15 protein-coding genes are annotated in these 16747 nt (G+C 34.4%); 12 read left to right on the top strand and 3 right to left on the bottom strand.

Annotated features, from left to right (window positions below; translation table 11 throughout):
* Positions 1 to 162: 162 nt before the first annotated feature.
* The 10 genes from ACSSS3_RS13330 to ACSSS3_RS13285 all read left to right on the top strand — a co-directional run bounded on the left by ACSSS3_RS13330 (position 163) and on the right by ACSSS3_RS13285 (position 10702).
* Positions 163 to 375 (top strand): helix-turn-helix transcriptional regulator, encoded by a 213-nt coding sequence (locus tag ACSSS3_RS13330; protein WP_442845027.1) that lies wholly within the window; start codon positions 163 to 165, stop codon positions 373 to 375.
* Between the two features lie 3 nt (positions 376 to 378).
* Positions 379 to 2700 (top strand): N-6 DNA methylase, encoded by a 2322-nt coding sequence (locus ACSSS3_RS13325; protein WP_442845026.1) that lies wholly within the window; start codon positions 379 to 381, stop codon positions 2698 to 2700.
* Entirely contained in the window at positions 2700 to 4079 is a 1380-nt protein-coding gene (locus tag ACSSS3_RS13320; RefSeq protein WP_442845025.1) for a restriction endonuclease subunit S, read from the top strand. The genes ACSSS3_RS13325 and ACSSS3_RS13320 overlap by 1 nt, the downstream gene beginning before the upstream one ends.
* A 2-nt stretch (positions 4080 to 4081) precedes the next feature.
* Positions 4082 to 4540 (top strand): hypothetical protein, encoded by a 459-nt coding sequence (locus ACSSS3_RS13315; protein ID WP_442845024.1) that lies wholly within the window; start codon positions 4082 to 4084, stop codon positions 4538 to 4540.
* A 6-nt stretch (positions 4541 to 4546) separates the two neighbouring features.
* Complete coding sequence (locus ACSSS3_RS13310) at positions 4547 to 6064, top strand: AAA family ATPase (RefSeq protein ID WP_442845023.1); 1518 nt, start codon at positions 4547 to 4549, stop codon at positions 6062 to 6064.
* Positions 6051 to 6743: a hypothetical protein gene (locus ACSSS3_RS13305; RefSeq protein WP_442845022.1), complete on the top strand. Its 693-nt coding sequence runs from the start codon at positions 6051 to 6053 to the stop codon at positions 6741 to 6743. The genes ACSSS3_RS13310 and ACSSS3_RS13305 overlap by 14 nt, the downstream gene beginning before the upstream one ends.
* Positions 6744 to 7455: 712 nt before the next feature.
* Positions 7456 to 8019 (top strand): Crp/Fnr family transcriptional regulator, encoded by a 564-nt coding sequence (locus ACSSS3_RS13300; RefSeq protein ID WP_442845021.1) that lies wholly within the window; start codon positions 7456 to 7458, stop codon positions 8017 to 8019.
* Between the two features lie 71 nt (positions 8020 to 8090).
* On the top strand, positions 8091 to 9017 hold the full coding sequence (locus ACSSS3_RS13295; RefSeq protein WP_442845020.1) for an alpha/beta fold hydrolase: 927 nt from the start codon (positions 8091 to 8093) through the stop codon (positions 9015 to 9017).
* A gap of 11 nt (positions 9018 to 9028) precedes the next feature.
* Positions 9029 to 9946, top strand: coding sequence for an NmrA family NAD(P)-binding protein (locus ACSSS3_RS13290; protein ID WP_442845019.1), 918 nt, complete (start codon positions 9029 to 9031; stop codon positions 9944 to 9946).
* 624 nt (positions 9947 to 10570) lie between these two features.
* Positions 10571 to 10702 (top strand): hypothetical protein, encoded by a 132-nt coding sequence (locus ACSSS3_RS13285; protein ID WP_262490528.1) that lies wholly within the window; start codon positions 10571 to 10573, stop codon positions 10700 to 10702.
* 80 nt (positions 10703 to 10782) lie between these two features.
* On the opposite strand, the gene ACSSS3_RS13280 is transcribed toward ACSSS3_RS13285, so the two are convergent.
* On the bottom strand, positions 10783 to 11241 hold the full coding sequence (locus tag ACSSS3_RS13280; RefSeq protein ID WP_442845018.1) for a hypothetical protein: 459 nt from the start codon (positions 11239 to 11241) through the stop codon (positions 10783 to 10785).
* Between the two features lie 175 nt (positions 11242 to 11416).
* Here ACSSS3_RS13280 and ACSSS3_RS13275 point away from each other — a divergent pair, with 175 nt between their 5' ends.
* Entirely contained in the window at positions 11417 to 12430 is a 1014-nt protein-coding gene (locus ACSSS3_RS13275) for a hypothetical protein (protein WP_442845017.1), read from the top strand.
* Positions 12431 to 12553: 123 nt separating this feature from the next.
* On the opposite strand, the gene ACSSS3_RS13270 is transcribed toward ACSSS3_RS13275, so the two are convergent.
* Both ACSSS3_RS13270 and ACSSS3_RS13265 read right to left on the bottom strand, forming a co-directional pair.
* The gene (locus tag ACSSS3_RS13270; RefSeq protein ID WP_442845016.1) at positions 12554 to 13420 is read right to left on the bottom strand and encodes a DUF3037 domain-containing protein; all 867 of its coding nucleotides are present in this window, start codon (positions 13418 to 13420) and stop codon (positions 12554 to 12556) included.
* Positions 13417 to 14268: a HipA family kinase gene (locus ACSSS3_RS13265; protein WP_442845015.1), complete on the bottom strand. Its 852-nt coding sequence runs from the start codon at positions 14266 to 14268 to the stop codon at positions 13417 to 13419. The genes ACSSS3_RS13270 and ACSSS3_RS13265 overlap by 4 nt, the downstream gene beginning before the upstream one ends.
* Before the next feature lie 684 nt (positions 14269 to 14952).
* Between ACSSS3_RS13265 and ACSSS3_RS13260 the strand changes: the two genes are divergently transcribed.
* On the top strand, positions 14953 to 16242 hold the full coding sequence (locus ACSSS3_RS13260; protein WP_442845014.1) for a hypothetical protein: 1290 nt from the start codon (positions 14953 to 14955) through the stop codon (positions 16240 to 16242).
* The last annotated feature ends 505 nt before the right edge of the window (positions 16243 to 16747 follow it).

The raw sequence follows: 16747 nt of genomic DNA, 5'->3' as shown, positions 1-16747 counted from the left end.
AATATTTGAATTCTGAAAAAAAAGGCCTGCATCATAGTAAGGGTAATTTAGGCTTTTGAAGTAAAAGAGTTTTCTTTCCTAGAAAATAATCCAATCAAACTATAGTATAATCCACTGATTAAACTTTAAAAGTAGATATATTAGCATTAAATGCTAATTCATATGAATAAAAAAGCAATTAACAGATTGAAGGTTGTACTAGCGGAAAAAGGTAAGACTAATAAATGGCTAGCAGAAAAGCTCAGTAAAAACGAAACAACTATATCAAGGTGGTGTACTAACGAAGTGCAGCCATCTTTAGAAAACTTAATTGCCATCTCCGAATTATTAGCTATAGATGTCAAAGATCTTATAAACTCTACAAATAAAATTTAAATTATGTCATTAGAGCTACAAATAAGCGGTAACAAAATATATTCTCCTCTACTAGGGAAAGAGTTGATAATGACTCCTGAAGAACGCGTAAGACAAAAATTCATTTGCAGATTAGTTAATCATTACGAATATACTTTAGAGCAAATGGCTCAAGAAGTAAAACTAACAGGCTCTAAAAGAGGAACAGGAAGAGCAAGTGCGGATATTGTGATATGGCGTAGCAAAGAGGATAAACTCAAAAAGTTGAATCCAATTATTGTGGTAGAATGTAAAGCCGATTACATTACCATTAAATCGGAAGATTACTATCAAGGTCAAAACTATGCTCGCTTTGCGAATGCTCCGTTTTTCGTTACTACTAACGAAAAAGAAACAAAAGTTTTTAAAGTCAATTTAGCGGTTACACCTAAAACATTAAGTGATGAAATTTTAGACATTCCAAATGCTAAAGAAGCCAATAGCAATGATAAAATTCAGAAGTTATTAGAGCAAACTAAAGCATTTGAAAGAGACGAATTTTCTAAACTACTTTTTCAATGTCATAACGTAATTCGTAATAATGACAAACTTTCTCCAGAAGCAGCATTTGACGAAATAAGTAAAATCCTGTTTATGAAAATCAGGTATGAACGAAATCCTGATGAAGATAATATTTTCACATTAAAGCAATTTGAAAAACAAGAATCTAATTACGAGAAAAATATTCGTCCTGTTAATGTAAAACGTAATGGTCCAAAAGACGATATACCATATATGGATTATTGGTTTGAACTAACCAAAGATGAATTTGAAGAAGATGAGTTATTTGATGTCAATGATAAAATAAGAATCAAACAAGGTTCATTTAAAGAGATAGTAAAAAAATTACAGAAATACAATCTTTCTACTACATCTGATGATGTTAAGGGTATTGCGTTTGAACAATTCTTAGGCGGAACGTTTAGAGGAGAATTAGGGCAGTTTTTTACCCCAAGAACCGTAGTAGATTTTATTGTAGAAGTATTAGACCCACACGAAGATGAAGTAATATGCGACCCTTGTTGTGGTTCTGGAGGTTTCTTAATCAAAGCTTTTGAATATGTAAGAGAAAAGATTGAAAACGATATTAAATTAGAAAAAGACAAGGTTAACAAAACCTTTGATGAGATAAAAACAACAGAACAAGATGAAGAAAAGCTAAATGATATTTCTAATGAAATCATTCACAATTTAGGCTTTGAAACACAAATTAGAAAACGTGAAGAACAAGAAAAAGCCAAAGAAGCTGGCAAATACATATCTCGTTTAGAAAAATTATCATCCGCTTGCATCTTTGGTACAGATGCCAATCCTCGAATGGCTCGTACTGCCAAAATGAATATGATTATGCACGGAGATGGTCACGGAGGTGTGCATCACAGAGATGGTCTATTAAACATCAACGGAATATTTGAAAACCGTTTTGACGTAATTCTTACCAATCCGCCTTTCGGAGCAAGAGTAGAAAAATCTTTATTGATTACTAAAGCAGACCAATTAAAGGATGAAAAGCGTATCGCAAAATACAAGCAAATGTATGGAGACGAAACATACGCTAAAGCTATGCTTCAAGTAGATAATAATATAGATAAACCATTACTAAATACCTTACATATTGGTAAAAACGGTATGAGTGGTTTAACGGAAGTATTGTTTATAGAAAGATGTATCCGCTTATTAAAACCAGGTGGAAGAACAGGTATCGTATTGCCTGAAGGCGTTTTGAATACACAAAACTTAGCAAAGGTTAGAGAATACTTTGAGAGTACAGCAAAAATCATCTTAATTACCTCTATTCCGCAAGATGTATTTATGAAAAGTGGAGCTACAGTAAAATCCAGTTTAGTATTCTTAAAGAAGTTTACCAATGAAGAAACTAAGCAATGGAAAGACTACACCGCCCAAGCCACTAAAACGGTTAAAGCAAAATACAAAGACGAGTTAGAAGAAATTAAAACCAAATTAGCCCTAAGAGGTAAAGATGCTTTAGATGCAGCTTCTAAAAAAGAACTACGCCAGAACAAAAAGAAAATAGAAGCCCAAATACAAGAAGAAATAAAAGCTATTGTAAAAGAAAAATTTGATTACGATATAGCTATTGCAACAGTAGAAAAAGCAGGCATTAGTAGTACTGGTGGTGTAATAGATAACGAATTAACGCATATACAAACAGAATATACACCCTACCGCATTAAAAATGAATTATGGAAAGAACTCAAACCTAAGTTTGAGTACAAGTGGAGTAGCAAAACTGGTAAAGTAGAACGTATTAAAAACAATACCGAAACCCAATTAATAGAATGGTAATGGATGTAGGTACTATGCAAAATATAAATTTCATTAGGTTTTCTGAACTCTATAATTGGAGTGTTAGCCATTTATTGGGTCAAGACTTTGAATACAACAAAAATTTCCCATTGGTTAAAATTGGTAAGTTTCTTACCAAAAACAATAATGTTATTAATCTTGATAATGATACGATTTACAAAAGAGTAACAGTAAGCGGAAACAATGGAGGCGTAAGACTGAGAAATACAGAAATAGGTAAAAATATTGGAACAAAAAGACAATTTATTGTAAAATCAGGGCAGTTTATATTATCAAAAATAGATGCTCGTAATGGTGCAATGGGCTTAATTCCAGAAGATTTAGAAGGAGCTATTGTCACTAATGATTTTCCAACGTATGATGTAGACACTACTGCTATCTTACCTCAGTTTTTACTACTTATAACAACAACTAAAAAGTTCATTGAGTTTGCTCAAACCTGTAGTAGCGGTACTACCAACAGACAAAGAATAGACCTCAAAAAATTCTTAGACGTTCAGATTCCTTTACCACCCTTAAATGATGCAGACGCTATAAAGCAAGGTTTATCAACAGATATTACTCAAGAAAAACTCGTAGCAGAATACAATCAAAAAATAAAAGAAGCGGAACAAGCTAAGCAAAACGCAATAGATAAAGAAGTTGAGATTCAAACCTATTTATATGACCAGTTAGGTTTGAAAAAGATAGAGAAAAAAGAAGCTAATAAAGGATTGACATTTGTTAGGTTTAAAGATTTAAGTTTTTGGAGCTTAGACACTATTTTTTATTCTAAGAGTAGTCGTTTTAACCAAAAAAAGATTGGTTTGCTATGCGATATTAGTAGTGGTGGTACTCCATCTCGTTCCCGTTCAGATTATTTCGGAGGTAATATTCCTTGGATAAAAACAGGAGAATTAAACAATGAAGTTTTAACTAATACAAGTGAATTTATTACCGATAAAGGACTGAAAAATAGTAGTGCTAAACTTTATGATGAAGGAAGTGTAGTAATGGCAATGTATGGAGCAACAATTGGTAAAACCGCAAAACTTGGTGTGAAAGCAACTACAAACCAAGCCTGTGCAGTTATGTATAATTTCTCCAATGAAATAATAAATGATTATTTGTGGATTTATTTACAGTCTCAAACGGAAGTTTTAAAATCAATGGCTTATGGTAGTGCTCAACCAAATATAAATGCAAGAATGATTTATGATTTAGAAATACCTATACCTTCAATAAAAGAACAAAATTATCTAATCAAAGAGTTTTTTAATAGAAAAGAAAAACTGAACCAACTCTATTTGAAAGCTGCAAATTTCAAAGAACAAGCCATCGTAGATTTTGAAAGCGTGATATTTAAAAATAATAAATAGTTATGAAGCAAAAAACAATCATACAAGTATGGGGCAAACAAGGATGTGGTAAATCAGGTACTATCAAAATCCTAAAAGAAGAACTCATAAAAAACTATGTAAATACTTCACATACGTACACCTTACCATTACCAGGAGGAGATATTTCAGATGTTCTCAATTGCTTAGGCTATAAAGTAGGTATAGAAAGTATGGGCGACTATTTGTGGGCTTATAACTTACACGACCGCTTAAACGATTATGTATTAAAACATAATTGCGATTTAATTATTTGTGCCAGTAGAGTTAGAAATGACGTGTCTCGTCATATCAAACATTTGGCAAATACACACGGCTATAGACTTATTAAAGTCACTAATTACAGAGGAGACGAGCCTCCTTTTACACCAGATAGTTTAAATCAGCCTTCAGCAATTCATTTAGCAAATTTGGCACATCAAGTTTTAACAGGATTAATTTAATAAGATATGCAATTATTAAACCTATACATAGAAGATTATAAAGTACTGCAACAATTTGATATTCAATTTTCAGAAGACTTCACAGTAGATGATAGTCTTAACGTGATTATTGGTAAAAATGGTGCAGGCAAAACAACATTAATAGAGTGTTTGTTAAAAATATTTTCTTCACTTTATAGTTGCAATAAAGTAGAAGATGTATCAAAAATTACAAATAAAAAGTTAGGCTTTCAATTTACATTATCCTACTTCATAAGAACGGAAAAAATAATTGAGGCAGCATCTACTTTTTCTGAACATAAGATTGATTATGTAAAAGTAACCGTTAGTAATATTAATAAAGAATGGCTCATCTTAGAATATGAGGATAAAAAATTAATCAATCAAGATGTTAATAATTTCCTTTTTAAGTCTCAATACACGCTACAAGATTTATTACCGAAAAACACTGTACTTTATTATGCAGGTTTTGACAGTAGATTAAGTGGTTTTGTTCAAAATTATACTTCAGATTATTTTAAAGGATGGTTCACATTTTTAGAAAATGATAGCAAAGGGTTAGATATTAATGCACCTGTTTTTTATTTTAACCCAATACAGTTTAACTTATTATTGTTCTCTATTTTCTGCAATCAAAGTTCAGATATAGCAGTTTTCTTTAAAGAGAAATTTGGTATTGTAGGTTTTACAGAGATTATTCTAAAAATGAAAATGCCTACTTGGCACAGAAGTAATCCTGCAAGTGAATATTGGGGAGCAAAAGGTATTTTAAAAGAAGCCTTATTAAAGTTTGAAAAAGCAAGTCAACACACAGAAGTTTCAAAAAGGAGTATAACGCATTCCTACTTTATTCCTGATGTTCTAATTGGATTGGTTGGTTTTAGTAGTGAAGATTCATTTACAAGCGAAAAAGAGGTTTTTCAATCTTTAGTAGCATTAGATATAATGGGCTTATTAGACGAGATTCAAATAACATTAGTAAAAGACACTAACGGGATTAATAGTGAAATTTCAAGTCAAGATTTAAGTGAAGGAGAAAAGCAATTAATCTCTATTTATGGTCTAAAACAAATTCTTTCGTCAAATGAAGAATCTTTATTTCTATTTGATGAACCGGATACGTTTTTACACCCAAAATGGAAAAAAGAGTTCTTCAAAAACATTTATTACGACCAACAGAACACAAAAATTCACTACGGAGATTTTGATATTATTACTACGCATTCTCCAGAAATCATAGGAAATATAGACTTAAACACGTCATTAAAAAGGTTGATTGATGGTAAAATATATGATAGTCCATTGTTTGTAAAAGGGAGAGATTATAATTCAATCTTATATGAGGCGTTTGATTCAGTTAAAAGAGGAGAATTTGGGAGAGTATTAATAGATGAATTTTATAAACTTCTTGAAAGCAAGCAAATAGATTTAGCTAAACAAAAATTGGATGAAATTATAAATACATTCGGTTTAGATGATGTAGAGACACAGAAAGCAATTGATAATTTTGATGATTACAATTGATATGAAATACATTAATAAACAAATAGCGTTAGAGCCCCAAACTTTAACATCATATCGTAATACTACGCCAAATGCAAATTATAAGGGTTTTATAGATACAGATAGTTTATTGAAAAAGGCTTTATTGAACGAACAGGGTTATTTGTGTGGCTACTGTATGAAAAAAATACCTGAAGCTAATGGCAATTACGTGTCTGTTGAGCATTATATATCACAAGAAAAACACATAGACTCTAATCATACTGAGCTTAGACATAGGCAATATTCTTTACGCTATAATAATATGCTTGCAGTATGTGTAAATAATGGTATTCATTGTGATAAATCTAGAGGAAATATACCTTTTAAAGTATTAAACCCACATCATACTTCTTGCGAGCAAAGAATAACATACACATTAACAGATAAAGTTGAAAGTAAAAATAATGAATCTGTAGATTTTGATATAGAGTTGTTAAAACTCAACTGTCAAAATTTAAAAGAGTTGAGAGGTTTTTTTTGGTTTGAAGCCAAAGAAAAATTGAAAAAAAAACATCCAAAAGGTACTTGGACTAAGCAAATTATTGAGATCGAGCGTCAAATTTATATAGATAAAAAAGCTGGTAAGTATAAAGCATTTTGCAATTACATAATTTTTAGATTCAATCATCTTTTGAGTTTGCCTAAATATTCTAAATGATAAGCTTATGTATAAGCTTATGAATAACCTTACTATAAATATCATCACATTCAAACATCCTTCTATTCATAAGAAGTTTGGATTTTCCTTATAATAAAAAGAAAGGATAACTCACCTCCGTTGTCACGCGATTGTATCGCTCAATTTAAATGAACTATATCAAGGCTTTCCAAACGCCCACGAACAGGTGCATTGCGAATGGAATAGGAAACGCATCAGCAGCTATGCTTTAGACCACGTTATTCCGTTTTCAGTGTGGAGAAATAACGCCCTCTGGAATCTGCTGCCTTCAGCTGCGCATATCAATGCTCGATAACGCGATAAGATCCCTGCTCCGGTGCTTATAGCACGCCAGCTAGGGAGTATGCTATAATACTGGGAATTACTTCACGAGCATCATCAGAATCGCTTTCAAAAAGAAATTCAGATAGCGCTTTTAGGTAATAACACCTTTGACACCTGGAAACAACAGGGCATTTCACAACTACAAAACTCATGTAACTACCTCATAGAAACCCGGGGTTTTGAGGCGTGGGATGTGAGAAGAGTTTAAGGGAACTCAAAAAAGTTTCTAGACTTTCCTGAATTAAATATATTGGGATAGCTTCGCAACTACGATCATTTAAAGCATATTCAAGAGGTTTTAGGTTGGGTCTCAATAGTAGTTAAAATCCAATTTTTAATTCATAAAGCTTAGCACTAAGGAGATTATATGAACGAGTTTACAAATTTTATTAAATCCCGGGTGCTTATTAACGAAGCCGACCTTGCTATGGTTCTCTCAAAATTCAAGAGTACACCTGTTAAGAAAGGAGCGCTTGTATTGAGAAAAGGACAAATTGCCAATCAATACTATTTTATAAAATCAGGAGGCTTGCGTCTTCATTACGGCGCATTTGAGGAACAACATACGTCATGGGTGTTTTTTGAAAATGACTTCTTTACCGAGATCACAAGCTTACACGCGCAGGTACCTTCCCGTTTCAATATTGAGGCCATAGAAAACACGGAACTTCTGGTAATCAGCAAAGCTGAAATGGATCAGCTTTACAAAAAGCTTCCGGTATGGCAGGAGTTTGGAAGAAAAATCTGGGAAGAGATGTGTATCAGACAGGTAGACCAAAACCTGAATTATCAAACCTTATCTGCCAAACAGATCTACCTCGAACTACTCAAAAATTCTGATTTTGTAAAGAAAATACCCATCAAACAGTTAGCCTCTATCCTGGGGATCACTCCCAATGCACTGAGCAGAATCCGCAAAGAAATCAAGTAATTCATTACCTACCAATTGGTAGTTTTTGCAGGATTTTACCACTATACATTTGTAAAAATTTAAAATTACAAATGATGAAAACGCAAAATCAATATGCTGATGCTGAGCTGATAAAAAATTGGCCCGGCTTTGTGAATAATTATGCCACAGTAAACGGGTTAGAGCTGCACTATGTTACAGGAGGTAAGGGTCAGCCCCTGATTTGCCTTCCAGGATGGCCGCAAACCTGGTATTCTTACCATCCTGTTGCTCAGGAGCTTTCCAAATCATTTCAGGTGATTGTAGTAGACATTAGAGGAATGGGCAGCTCTGAAAAACCCGAATCGGGTTATGATAAAAAATCTATGGCAGCCGATATTTTAGCATTGGTTAAGCATCTGGGTTTAGGTAAAGTAAATCTGATGGGGCATGATATTGGCGGAATGGTAGCCATGAGTTTCGCTTTTAACTATCCTGAATTTTGTGATAAGCTTATCGTACTGGATGGAGCACATCCCGGAGAGGGAATGCTGCACATGCCACTCATCCCGGCCGAAGGTACTTTTGCAGGTAAGATGGATGCAAACATGCCTTACCCCTGGTGGATGGCGTTTAATCAGGTTAAGGCCTTACCCGAAAAATTATTGGAAGGACGTTTTCAATTCCTGCTTGATTACCTTTTTGAATACGTGATGATCGATGAAACGAAAATGAGTTCATTTGAGCGTGAAATTTATGCTGCCGTTTACAACGATCCCGAGAGCATTAGGGCATCTAATGCCTGGTATCAGGCTTTTGCAAAAGATATAGAGGATTCCAAATCCTATCAGCAACTACAGATGCCCGTATTAGGCATCGGCAGTTATGTAAGCTATAATTATATGAAGATGGCTTTGCCTTACCTAGCAAACAATTTGGAAGTTATAGGAATTCTGGATAGCGGCCATTATATGTACGAGGAACAGCCGGAGCAGGTTATTGAAGCGGTGGTAAACTTCTTAACTGAAAATAAAAAATAAGGAGATATATTATGAAGAAATCGATTTTAGTGGCAGGTGCTACCGGTAATTTAGGAATGAGAATATGCCGGGAGCTGTTAAACAGAGAGGCCATCGTGACGGCTATAGTACGTCCCACTACCGAACCTCAAAAAATAGAAACACTTTCAAAAATGGGTGTACTTATTCAAAAGGTAGACCTCAATAGTACCGGAGAAATAGCCGATGTCTGCGAGGGGAAAGACCTGGTTATTTCGGCTTTGGCAGGTTTGGAGGATGTGATTGTAGATTTACAAAAACGAATCTTGGATGCTGCCCTGGAAGCAAAGGTGAAACGATTCATTCCTTCCGATTTCTGTACCGATTATACAGATTTAGTACCGGGCGAAAACCGCAACTTTGATCTAAGAAGCGTATTCAGAACCTATCTGGATAGCACTTCCATACAGGCATCTTCCGTGTTTAATGGTGCCTTTGCAGATATACTTCAATACAATACTCCGATTTTAAATCGGAAGGACCAAAGCATTGGTTATTGGGGGGAGAAAGCCGACTGGAAACTGGACTTTACGACGATAGATGATACCGCTGCATATACTGCGGAAGTGGCATTGGACGATAAGGCTCCCAGAGACTTGCAGATTGCGAGTTTTCAAATAAGCCCTAATATGCTACAGGCTGCTGTAAAAGAACTAACAGGTAAAAGTTTTAATCTTAGACAGCTATCGAGTATGGAAAATTTTGCGGAGTTCATTAAAAAACAAAGAGCAGATAATCCTGCAGGAGAAATGGAATTGTATGCTAAATGGCAGCAAAGTCAATATATGTATGCTATGTTTTCAACACAGCATCAGCACATAGCTAACGGGCGGTATAAAAACCTTACCTGGACTTCAGCTTTAACTTATTTACAATCTTTTTTGAGATCCGATTTTGCTCTTACACGTTAATAGCAAACCCATATAAGTTACATTGGGCTACAAACTTGGGCTGTTGAACTACTTTTAAGCATTTCACCCCCGTTGCCAAGCGACTGTATCGCGCAATCTAAAAAGCTATATCAAGACTTGCGCGATACTCAGGGTGAGGTGCACTGCTTATGGACCGGAAAACACATCAGCAGCTATGCTCTAGAACACGTAATTCCGTTTTCAGCATGAAAAAATAACGACCTCTGGAATCTGTTGCCTTCAGCTGCGCGTATCAATGCCCGGAAACGCGATCAGATTCCGTCTCCGCAGCTTATAGCGCGCCAGCGAGGGCTTACTAGAATACTGATAACTACTCTACGAGCATTAATACAATTGGTTTCAAAAAGAAATTCAGATAGCTCCTTTGGGTAATCATGCTTGTGACAACTATAAACAACAGGGCATTTTACAACTACAAAACTCGTGTAACTACCTGATAGAAACCCGGGGTTTTGAAGCGTGGGATGTGAGGTAATCTTTGAGAATTATAAAATGTATTCCTGTTGATGGTTTTGTTAGTAAGTATCTGTTAAAGAGCGTTTTGATTAAGTATCTATTCGTAACTTTAAATAGAATCTAATACAAAACTTAAATACTAGTATCATGGGAATCAAACCAGGACCTAAGCGTATTGCCGATTCAACCGGCAAACCAGACCGCAGACAACGAGACAACAAAAGCACGCCGGGAAATACCCCTTCCTTAAAACCGCATAAGCATAAGAAGGGAGATTAGATTTAGGCCATTTCTAATCTTAGAAAAGTTTCATAGATGCAATTCTTGAGCTTCAAATAGCAAATAGTTGTTCATTTAAATTAGCCATTTTTCAATTCTTCAAACCATCTATCACTTATATCTTGCGGAAGTAAATCTTCTGTATTTGACCAATGTAAATTATAATCCAGCTTTGAGTTGAATGCATTAGTTTTGGGTTGGTAATTCATTTTTAGTTGAGTTGGGATATCTCGATCATAATGCTGAAATAATTGAATTATAGCGGTGAACTCTTTTCGTATGGCTCTTAATACTTCTATTTGATATTCATCTGAAATCTTATAGTGATGATTGCCGAAATTAACTTTATGTCTTTGTCTTAATTGGCCATTTATTTTATAGAAAAAATCCACACCATACGAGTTCTCCTCAAAAGAGCAACACACTAAAACTTCATCCACATGCTGCTCATCAAACTCAACGTATTCATAAGCATAATCAATAATTGATTTAGCTAGTTTTTGATATTGACTATCAAATGATTTTTTGAAAATACCCATGAAAATCTTCAATTAGGTTTAGTTTTTTCAATTCATAAATCTTCTAACAGGCAAATAACATCAATAGAACCCACTTACTTAAAAAAAGGCTTCAGGTAAGCCTGAAGCCCTGGTAGGTGAATAATGAAATAATTGCCATAACTTCATTTATTCATTTTAAAGATAGTAATTAAGTATGGCAGTTTTAAACCAGTTTCAACAATATTCGCAAGGAGAAAATACCGTAACAAATAATATTCTTTTAATGCTCTCTAATCTCTACGAGATAAATCCTAAGTATTATGAGGAATTTATTAAAGGACTTACTGAAGATTCTGAGCAATACGAAGTAATACCCTCGTTTAAGCAGCAGGTTGGAAATCGTGGAAACGGAGTTATTGACGGACACATTCAGATCAAAGCCTCAAAAATTATAATCGAAACTAAACTGCATGGCTTAGAATTAATTAACAAATTGGTAAAGTACTCCAAAAGCTTTGATCCAAATGAATACAAATTGCTAGTACATCTTAGCGCTTCCAGATATTCTGAGAGTGAAATCAGTAAAATAAAGAATAGACTAGGTGAACTTAAAGAACTTGGAAAAATCAATTTTCAATCTGTGACCTATCAGGACTTGGTTGATCAATTAAAAGAGCTTGCTGCTAACTATCAGTTTGAACATTACTTACAGAGGCTAAACGAACATTTTGAAAGTTACTGTTTGAGTATGTCATTAATGCCAAAGAGCAACCATGTTTTAAGAGCAATGGCCTGTGGACAATCTTATGATCTCAATGTCAAACATCATTTTTACTTCGACTTAGCATCGCGAGGTTATAGTGACTTTAAATATTTGGGAATCTATAAATGGAAATCTGTAAGATACATAGGTCTCGTGGAAAATATGATTGTGGCTGATTGGAACGAAGTGAATGGGATTCATATCAAAAGCTCTAAGTTTCCGGTTACACAGGAACAAGAACGCAGATTGAGTGAGGCGATCAAAGAGTCAAGTGCTGAAGGTTGGGGAGTAAAAAAAGACCATCGCTTTTTCTTGTTGAAAGACTTTAAAAAGACGGACTTTCGAAAGGAAAGTCCGGGAGGAATTTTTAGAGTTAGATTTTTTAACCTCGAAGAGGTATTAGAACAAGTTCCTGAAGATATAGCGCTGATTGCCGAACAACTAAAAACAAAGAATTGGAAGTAAAATGTGTATAAGGTATCAAGATAAAGGCATAAATCGTTAAGTCCGCTTCCCTTCTGCTTCGGGCGGTTCTCATAGTTAATATTCACTAAGATTTAACTCAGTATAAAATTCAGTTCGAGAGTCCTAATCAGGCGTATGACTTAAAATAGCAGCAATCGCGTTATGAGCATACGATTCAATCCGCTCCTCTTCTATTACGGTCGCCTTTTCAAAACGTTCCAGCAAATGCAGTGAATGATCATATTCTTTAAAAAGTTTCTTTTGGGTAGGTTTTCCTACCAAAAAATCAAACTGTAAAGACGTGGTCAATGCGGTTTGCTGTAAATCGATAATCAGCCCTAGTGTACGATGGGCTTTATCTGATATTTTCTTAGCGTCAGTAAGATCAAAATTTAAAGGCTTTACCAAATGCCAATTTTCATTTTGCCAGGCATAGTCAAATCGAAAAGCAAGCCCGGCCTCATTGGTAAGTTTATAATTCTTTTGAAAAAGACCAGGGTCCACTAGGCTTTCTAATTGTTGTTGTATGGGTTCATAGAATTTAAGACCTAACTGATGTTCTTTATTCACCTGAACCTCTTTGTTTTCCAGAAGAAAAGTAGAAACCAGATAATCTATGATTTCCTCATCAGTCTTCTCATATTGAAAATGGGTACGTGCTTTGGAAAACTGTAACGCGCTGCTATCTTTTTGAAGGATATAGCTCGATATAAAGTAATCAAAAGAACCATTAAGTTCAGATAAAAAGAAAGGATCTAAGCGTTGCGCAAGTTGAGTAACATTAGAATTTATCAACTTCAAATACTGTCTAATCGACTTTTCGGATATCTGGTCATAAACCGATTTAATTCGGGTTAACCGTTCTGCGTGTTTAAAATACAGAGAGTTACTTTGCTCAAAATAGACAAATACACCCACATTTAAAGACTCTCCCAATACGGCAGAATGCTTATAATGTAAAATACTATATGTATATTTTGACTCGTTCATAAAACCCGTTTGTTCAAAGACTTAATAAGGGTACTTCGGTTTACCTTGCACCACTGCAAGTATGCAAAAATAGTGCTTTTTTCGCCATGGTCAATTCCATAGGTTTCGAAGTCCCGAAATAGGGCCTCTAAAAAGGACAGATCTAAAGTTCTCAAGTATTCATCAAATTCTCCAAAGAGCTCCCTTTTGGGTTTCCGCGATTTCAAAGCCTTATAGAATATGTGTTTCTTATAAGAATAGGTATCAAACTTTAAGCCGTAATCAAGTGCTTTATCCAATGCGTGAATATCAAAGAAATGTAAGGACTGCTCGTGATCAATTAAGAGAAAATCTTCATCTTTAAGCAATAGATTAGGCTTGTTTCTAAATCCACCCCGATCTGCATTCAAAATCAAATTATCGAAGGCAAACACAAGCTCCAAATCATAATTTTTAAGATAACTACTTTTTAAAGAATCGGTGTACAATAACGTTCCCTCGTGATAAAAGTTGCAGAATTTGTATCCCGGTTTGAGCATTTTAAGGAAATCGGTACCATATTCCGGGCTTAGTAAAGCGGTATCAAAATCTATAATTCCATATTTAGGTACCGGTAAATTAAACTGTGAAGCTAATTCTGAAACAAGAATTTCTTTGGCGACCGCAAAATTTTTGGAAACATAATCTGCTTTATAAAGTTTAAGAACATAGGGATTAATAGTTCCCGATTGATCTTGAGCTTTAATGACAACGGGCATAGTACTTCCCCCCACTAACCTATTCTGAATACCTACAAATTTCAATTCTTCAATCACTACGAAGCTCTTAAGTACTATGAAAGTATGAAAATCTTGGGAGATTGTTGTCATGCTGCTTTTAGAGCTCTTGGTATCAAGTTTATTAGGGGGAGCAAATAACTAATTTAAGCTAACAACTAACCCTAAACAAGGGCAACTCCCAGTCAAAGCCTAGGCATCCCCTAGGATAGTGTATGAAGAGTGTATGAAAACGGGTTTTAAAAAGTAAAAATTTAAGACTTTATTAAGAATTTTGAGGGTTGCTGATTCAGCTCTTATCCGCGCCAGAATTGAGGAAGTAATCTGTAATACGATCTACCATTCTGTTAGCTGGATTTGGGGACTCCACATCTCCTGGTTAAGTTCCAGTTTACTTGGGACATCGCTCTGAGATCAGTCTGAGCTATACAACTATCTAACAACTTTGCTACCGTATTCAACCACAAAAACTGTGGCAATGTGTGGTTGGAGTGTGTGTTCAGTGTGGTAGCAGTGTGGTAGCAGTGTGGTTTCACCTAGAAGATGCCTGCACGGAAACTGCTAACTGTCTAGATGCAACGTGGGCTCTTTACAGAGGTGAATGGGTAGCAATCGAGATGGGTTGTAAAATGTGCTTCAGGCCCTATTAATGGTATATGAGCATAATCATAACTCACTGATGATTAGTAACAAAAGTGTTGATATCCCGCTAATCGCTTTGATAAAGGAGTATATTTGGGTTGATATAATTAGTTATGCAAAATATAAAAACATCCTATGAAATTAAAAATTGACGACTGGATTGAACAGGAAAGGTTTTCTATAGCTGTAAATGTTTTGTTGAAAGATTCATCTCTATGTTATAAGGCTGGGGCGTATAGAGCATCCTTATTATTTTCTTATTTAGGTTTCCTAACTATCTTGAAAGAACGTATAATAAGTGCAAATAAACCACAAAATTATATTGAAGGAGAATGGAATAGTTTAATCACTAAAATAAGAAATGAAGATAAATGGGAAGAAGCAGTTTTTGATTCCACACAACAGAAAGTGAAGATTGATCAAAGCACTAAAGATATTCTTCGAGATCCAGTTTTTTCGATTAAAGATGATACAAGAGAACAAATTAAATATTGGAAAAATAGAAGAAATGATTGTGCTCATTTTAAAGAAAACAATATTGACTATTATCATATCGAATCGTTTTGGGCTTTTTTGGAAAGTAATCTCCCTAAAATTACAATAGAAGGTGGACTAAATACTCTCATAAATAAAATTAAGGATCATTTTAATCCAATCCTGACACCACCAGACAAGGATTTTACGTATTTAGTTAAAGATATTGAGCATTCAGTCGAGCCCTCAAAGTTGTCTGATTTTTGGGATAAATTTATTGTTCCAAGCGAATGGGACTTTCGTTTATCTAAAACGAGAAAAAGTTTTTTAAAAGAATGTTTTAGAATCAGTACTGAAGTTGTAAAAGATTCGATAGTAGATAAACTAAAAGAGAATAAATATTATTTGATCGATTTTCTGGACACGAATCCAGAATTATTGTCAAACTTTAATTTTACAAGTCAGGAAATCCGAAAGTTATGGTCATTAGATTTATCAAATTCAAATAATCCTATTGGTATTTTAGCATCTTTATTAAGAAATGCCTTAATTCCTATGGATCAAATAGAAGAAGCTAATAAATCGGTTTTGAATAGGATTGAAGATTATTCACCCAATGTTATGGAACATCATACATTAGAAAATAATAATTTTCTCTCTGCTTTCAAATCTGAAATAATTGAGAATTCGAGCTTTATTGGTTTCCAATCATATTTGTGGGTGAATCATAGAGCTGACTTAATATCTGGGATAATAAAATCTTTCCCAGCTGATAAGGATATAATAGTCAAATTATCAAAACATTACGATCAAGACTACAGTTCAGAATGGTTGCTTCAACGTTTTGATTACCACATAGATAATGGAGACCAGTTTGCTGAGAAATATAGAGTTTTAGTCCAAAATGAAAATTTAAGTTTATCAAAAAAATTGGAAAAATACTTTGCATAGTCGAGTAGGTAAAGAGGAGTTTCACCCTTAAACGGCTGACAGAACCGTACTTAAACCCCTTGATTTATACGGCTATTGTCATGTATTCAGTTGGGTCTATTTGTTTTAAAAAACTTGTATCCAAATTCTCAATGCTAAAGGGGTCGGGACATGATTTTGAAATAACTCTAAGTCATTTAAGGGCTTATATCTTGTTTGCTTTGAGGTCTTTGTACTTGTTGAGATCCATATGATCATAGGTGGTGCAGATAGTAGAACACCATTATAAACCTTCTCACTTAACTTAGTCTGTGGCAGGCTTTGCGGCTTACTAATGCTTCAAAGAGCATGCTCTGAACATAGCTAAAGGATTCCCATTACCCATAAAAAACCTGCCCTCAGGCAGGCTTGCATCCTTTAGATTAATACTTTACCTTTCAATAAAACAATGTATAAGCAATAGCGGGCTTATTGCCAAATCCAAGATATTTGCTTTTAATAAAAACCAGTACGTAACTTAAAGATA

Source organism: Leeuwenhoekiella sp. H156 (assembly GCF_052218455.1).
Lineage (GTDB): Bacteria > Bacteroidota > Bacteroidia > Flavobacteriales > Flavobacteriaceae > Leeuwenhoekiella > Leeuwenhoekiella parthenopeia.
This window is presented reverse-complemented; position numbering and strand designations above follow the sequence as displayed.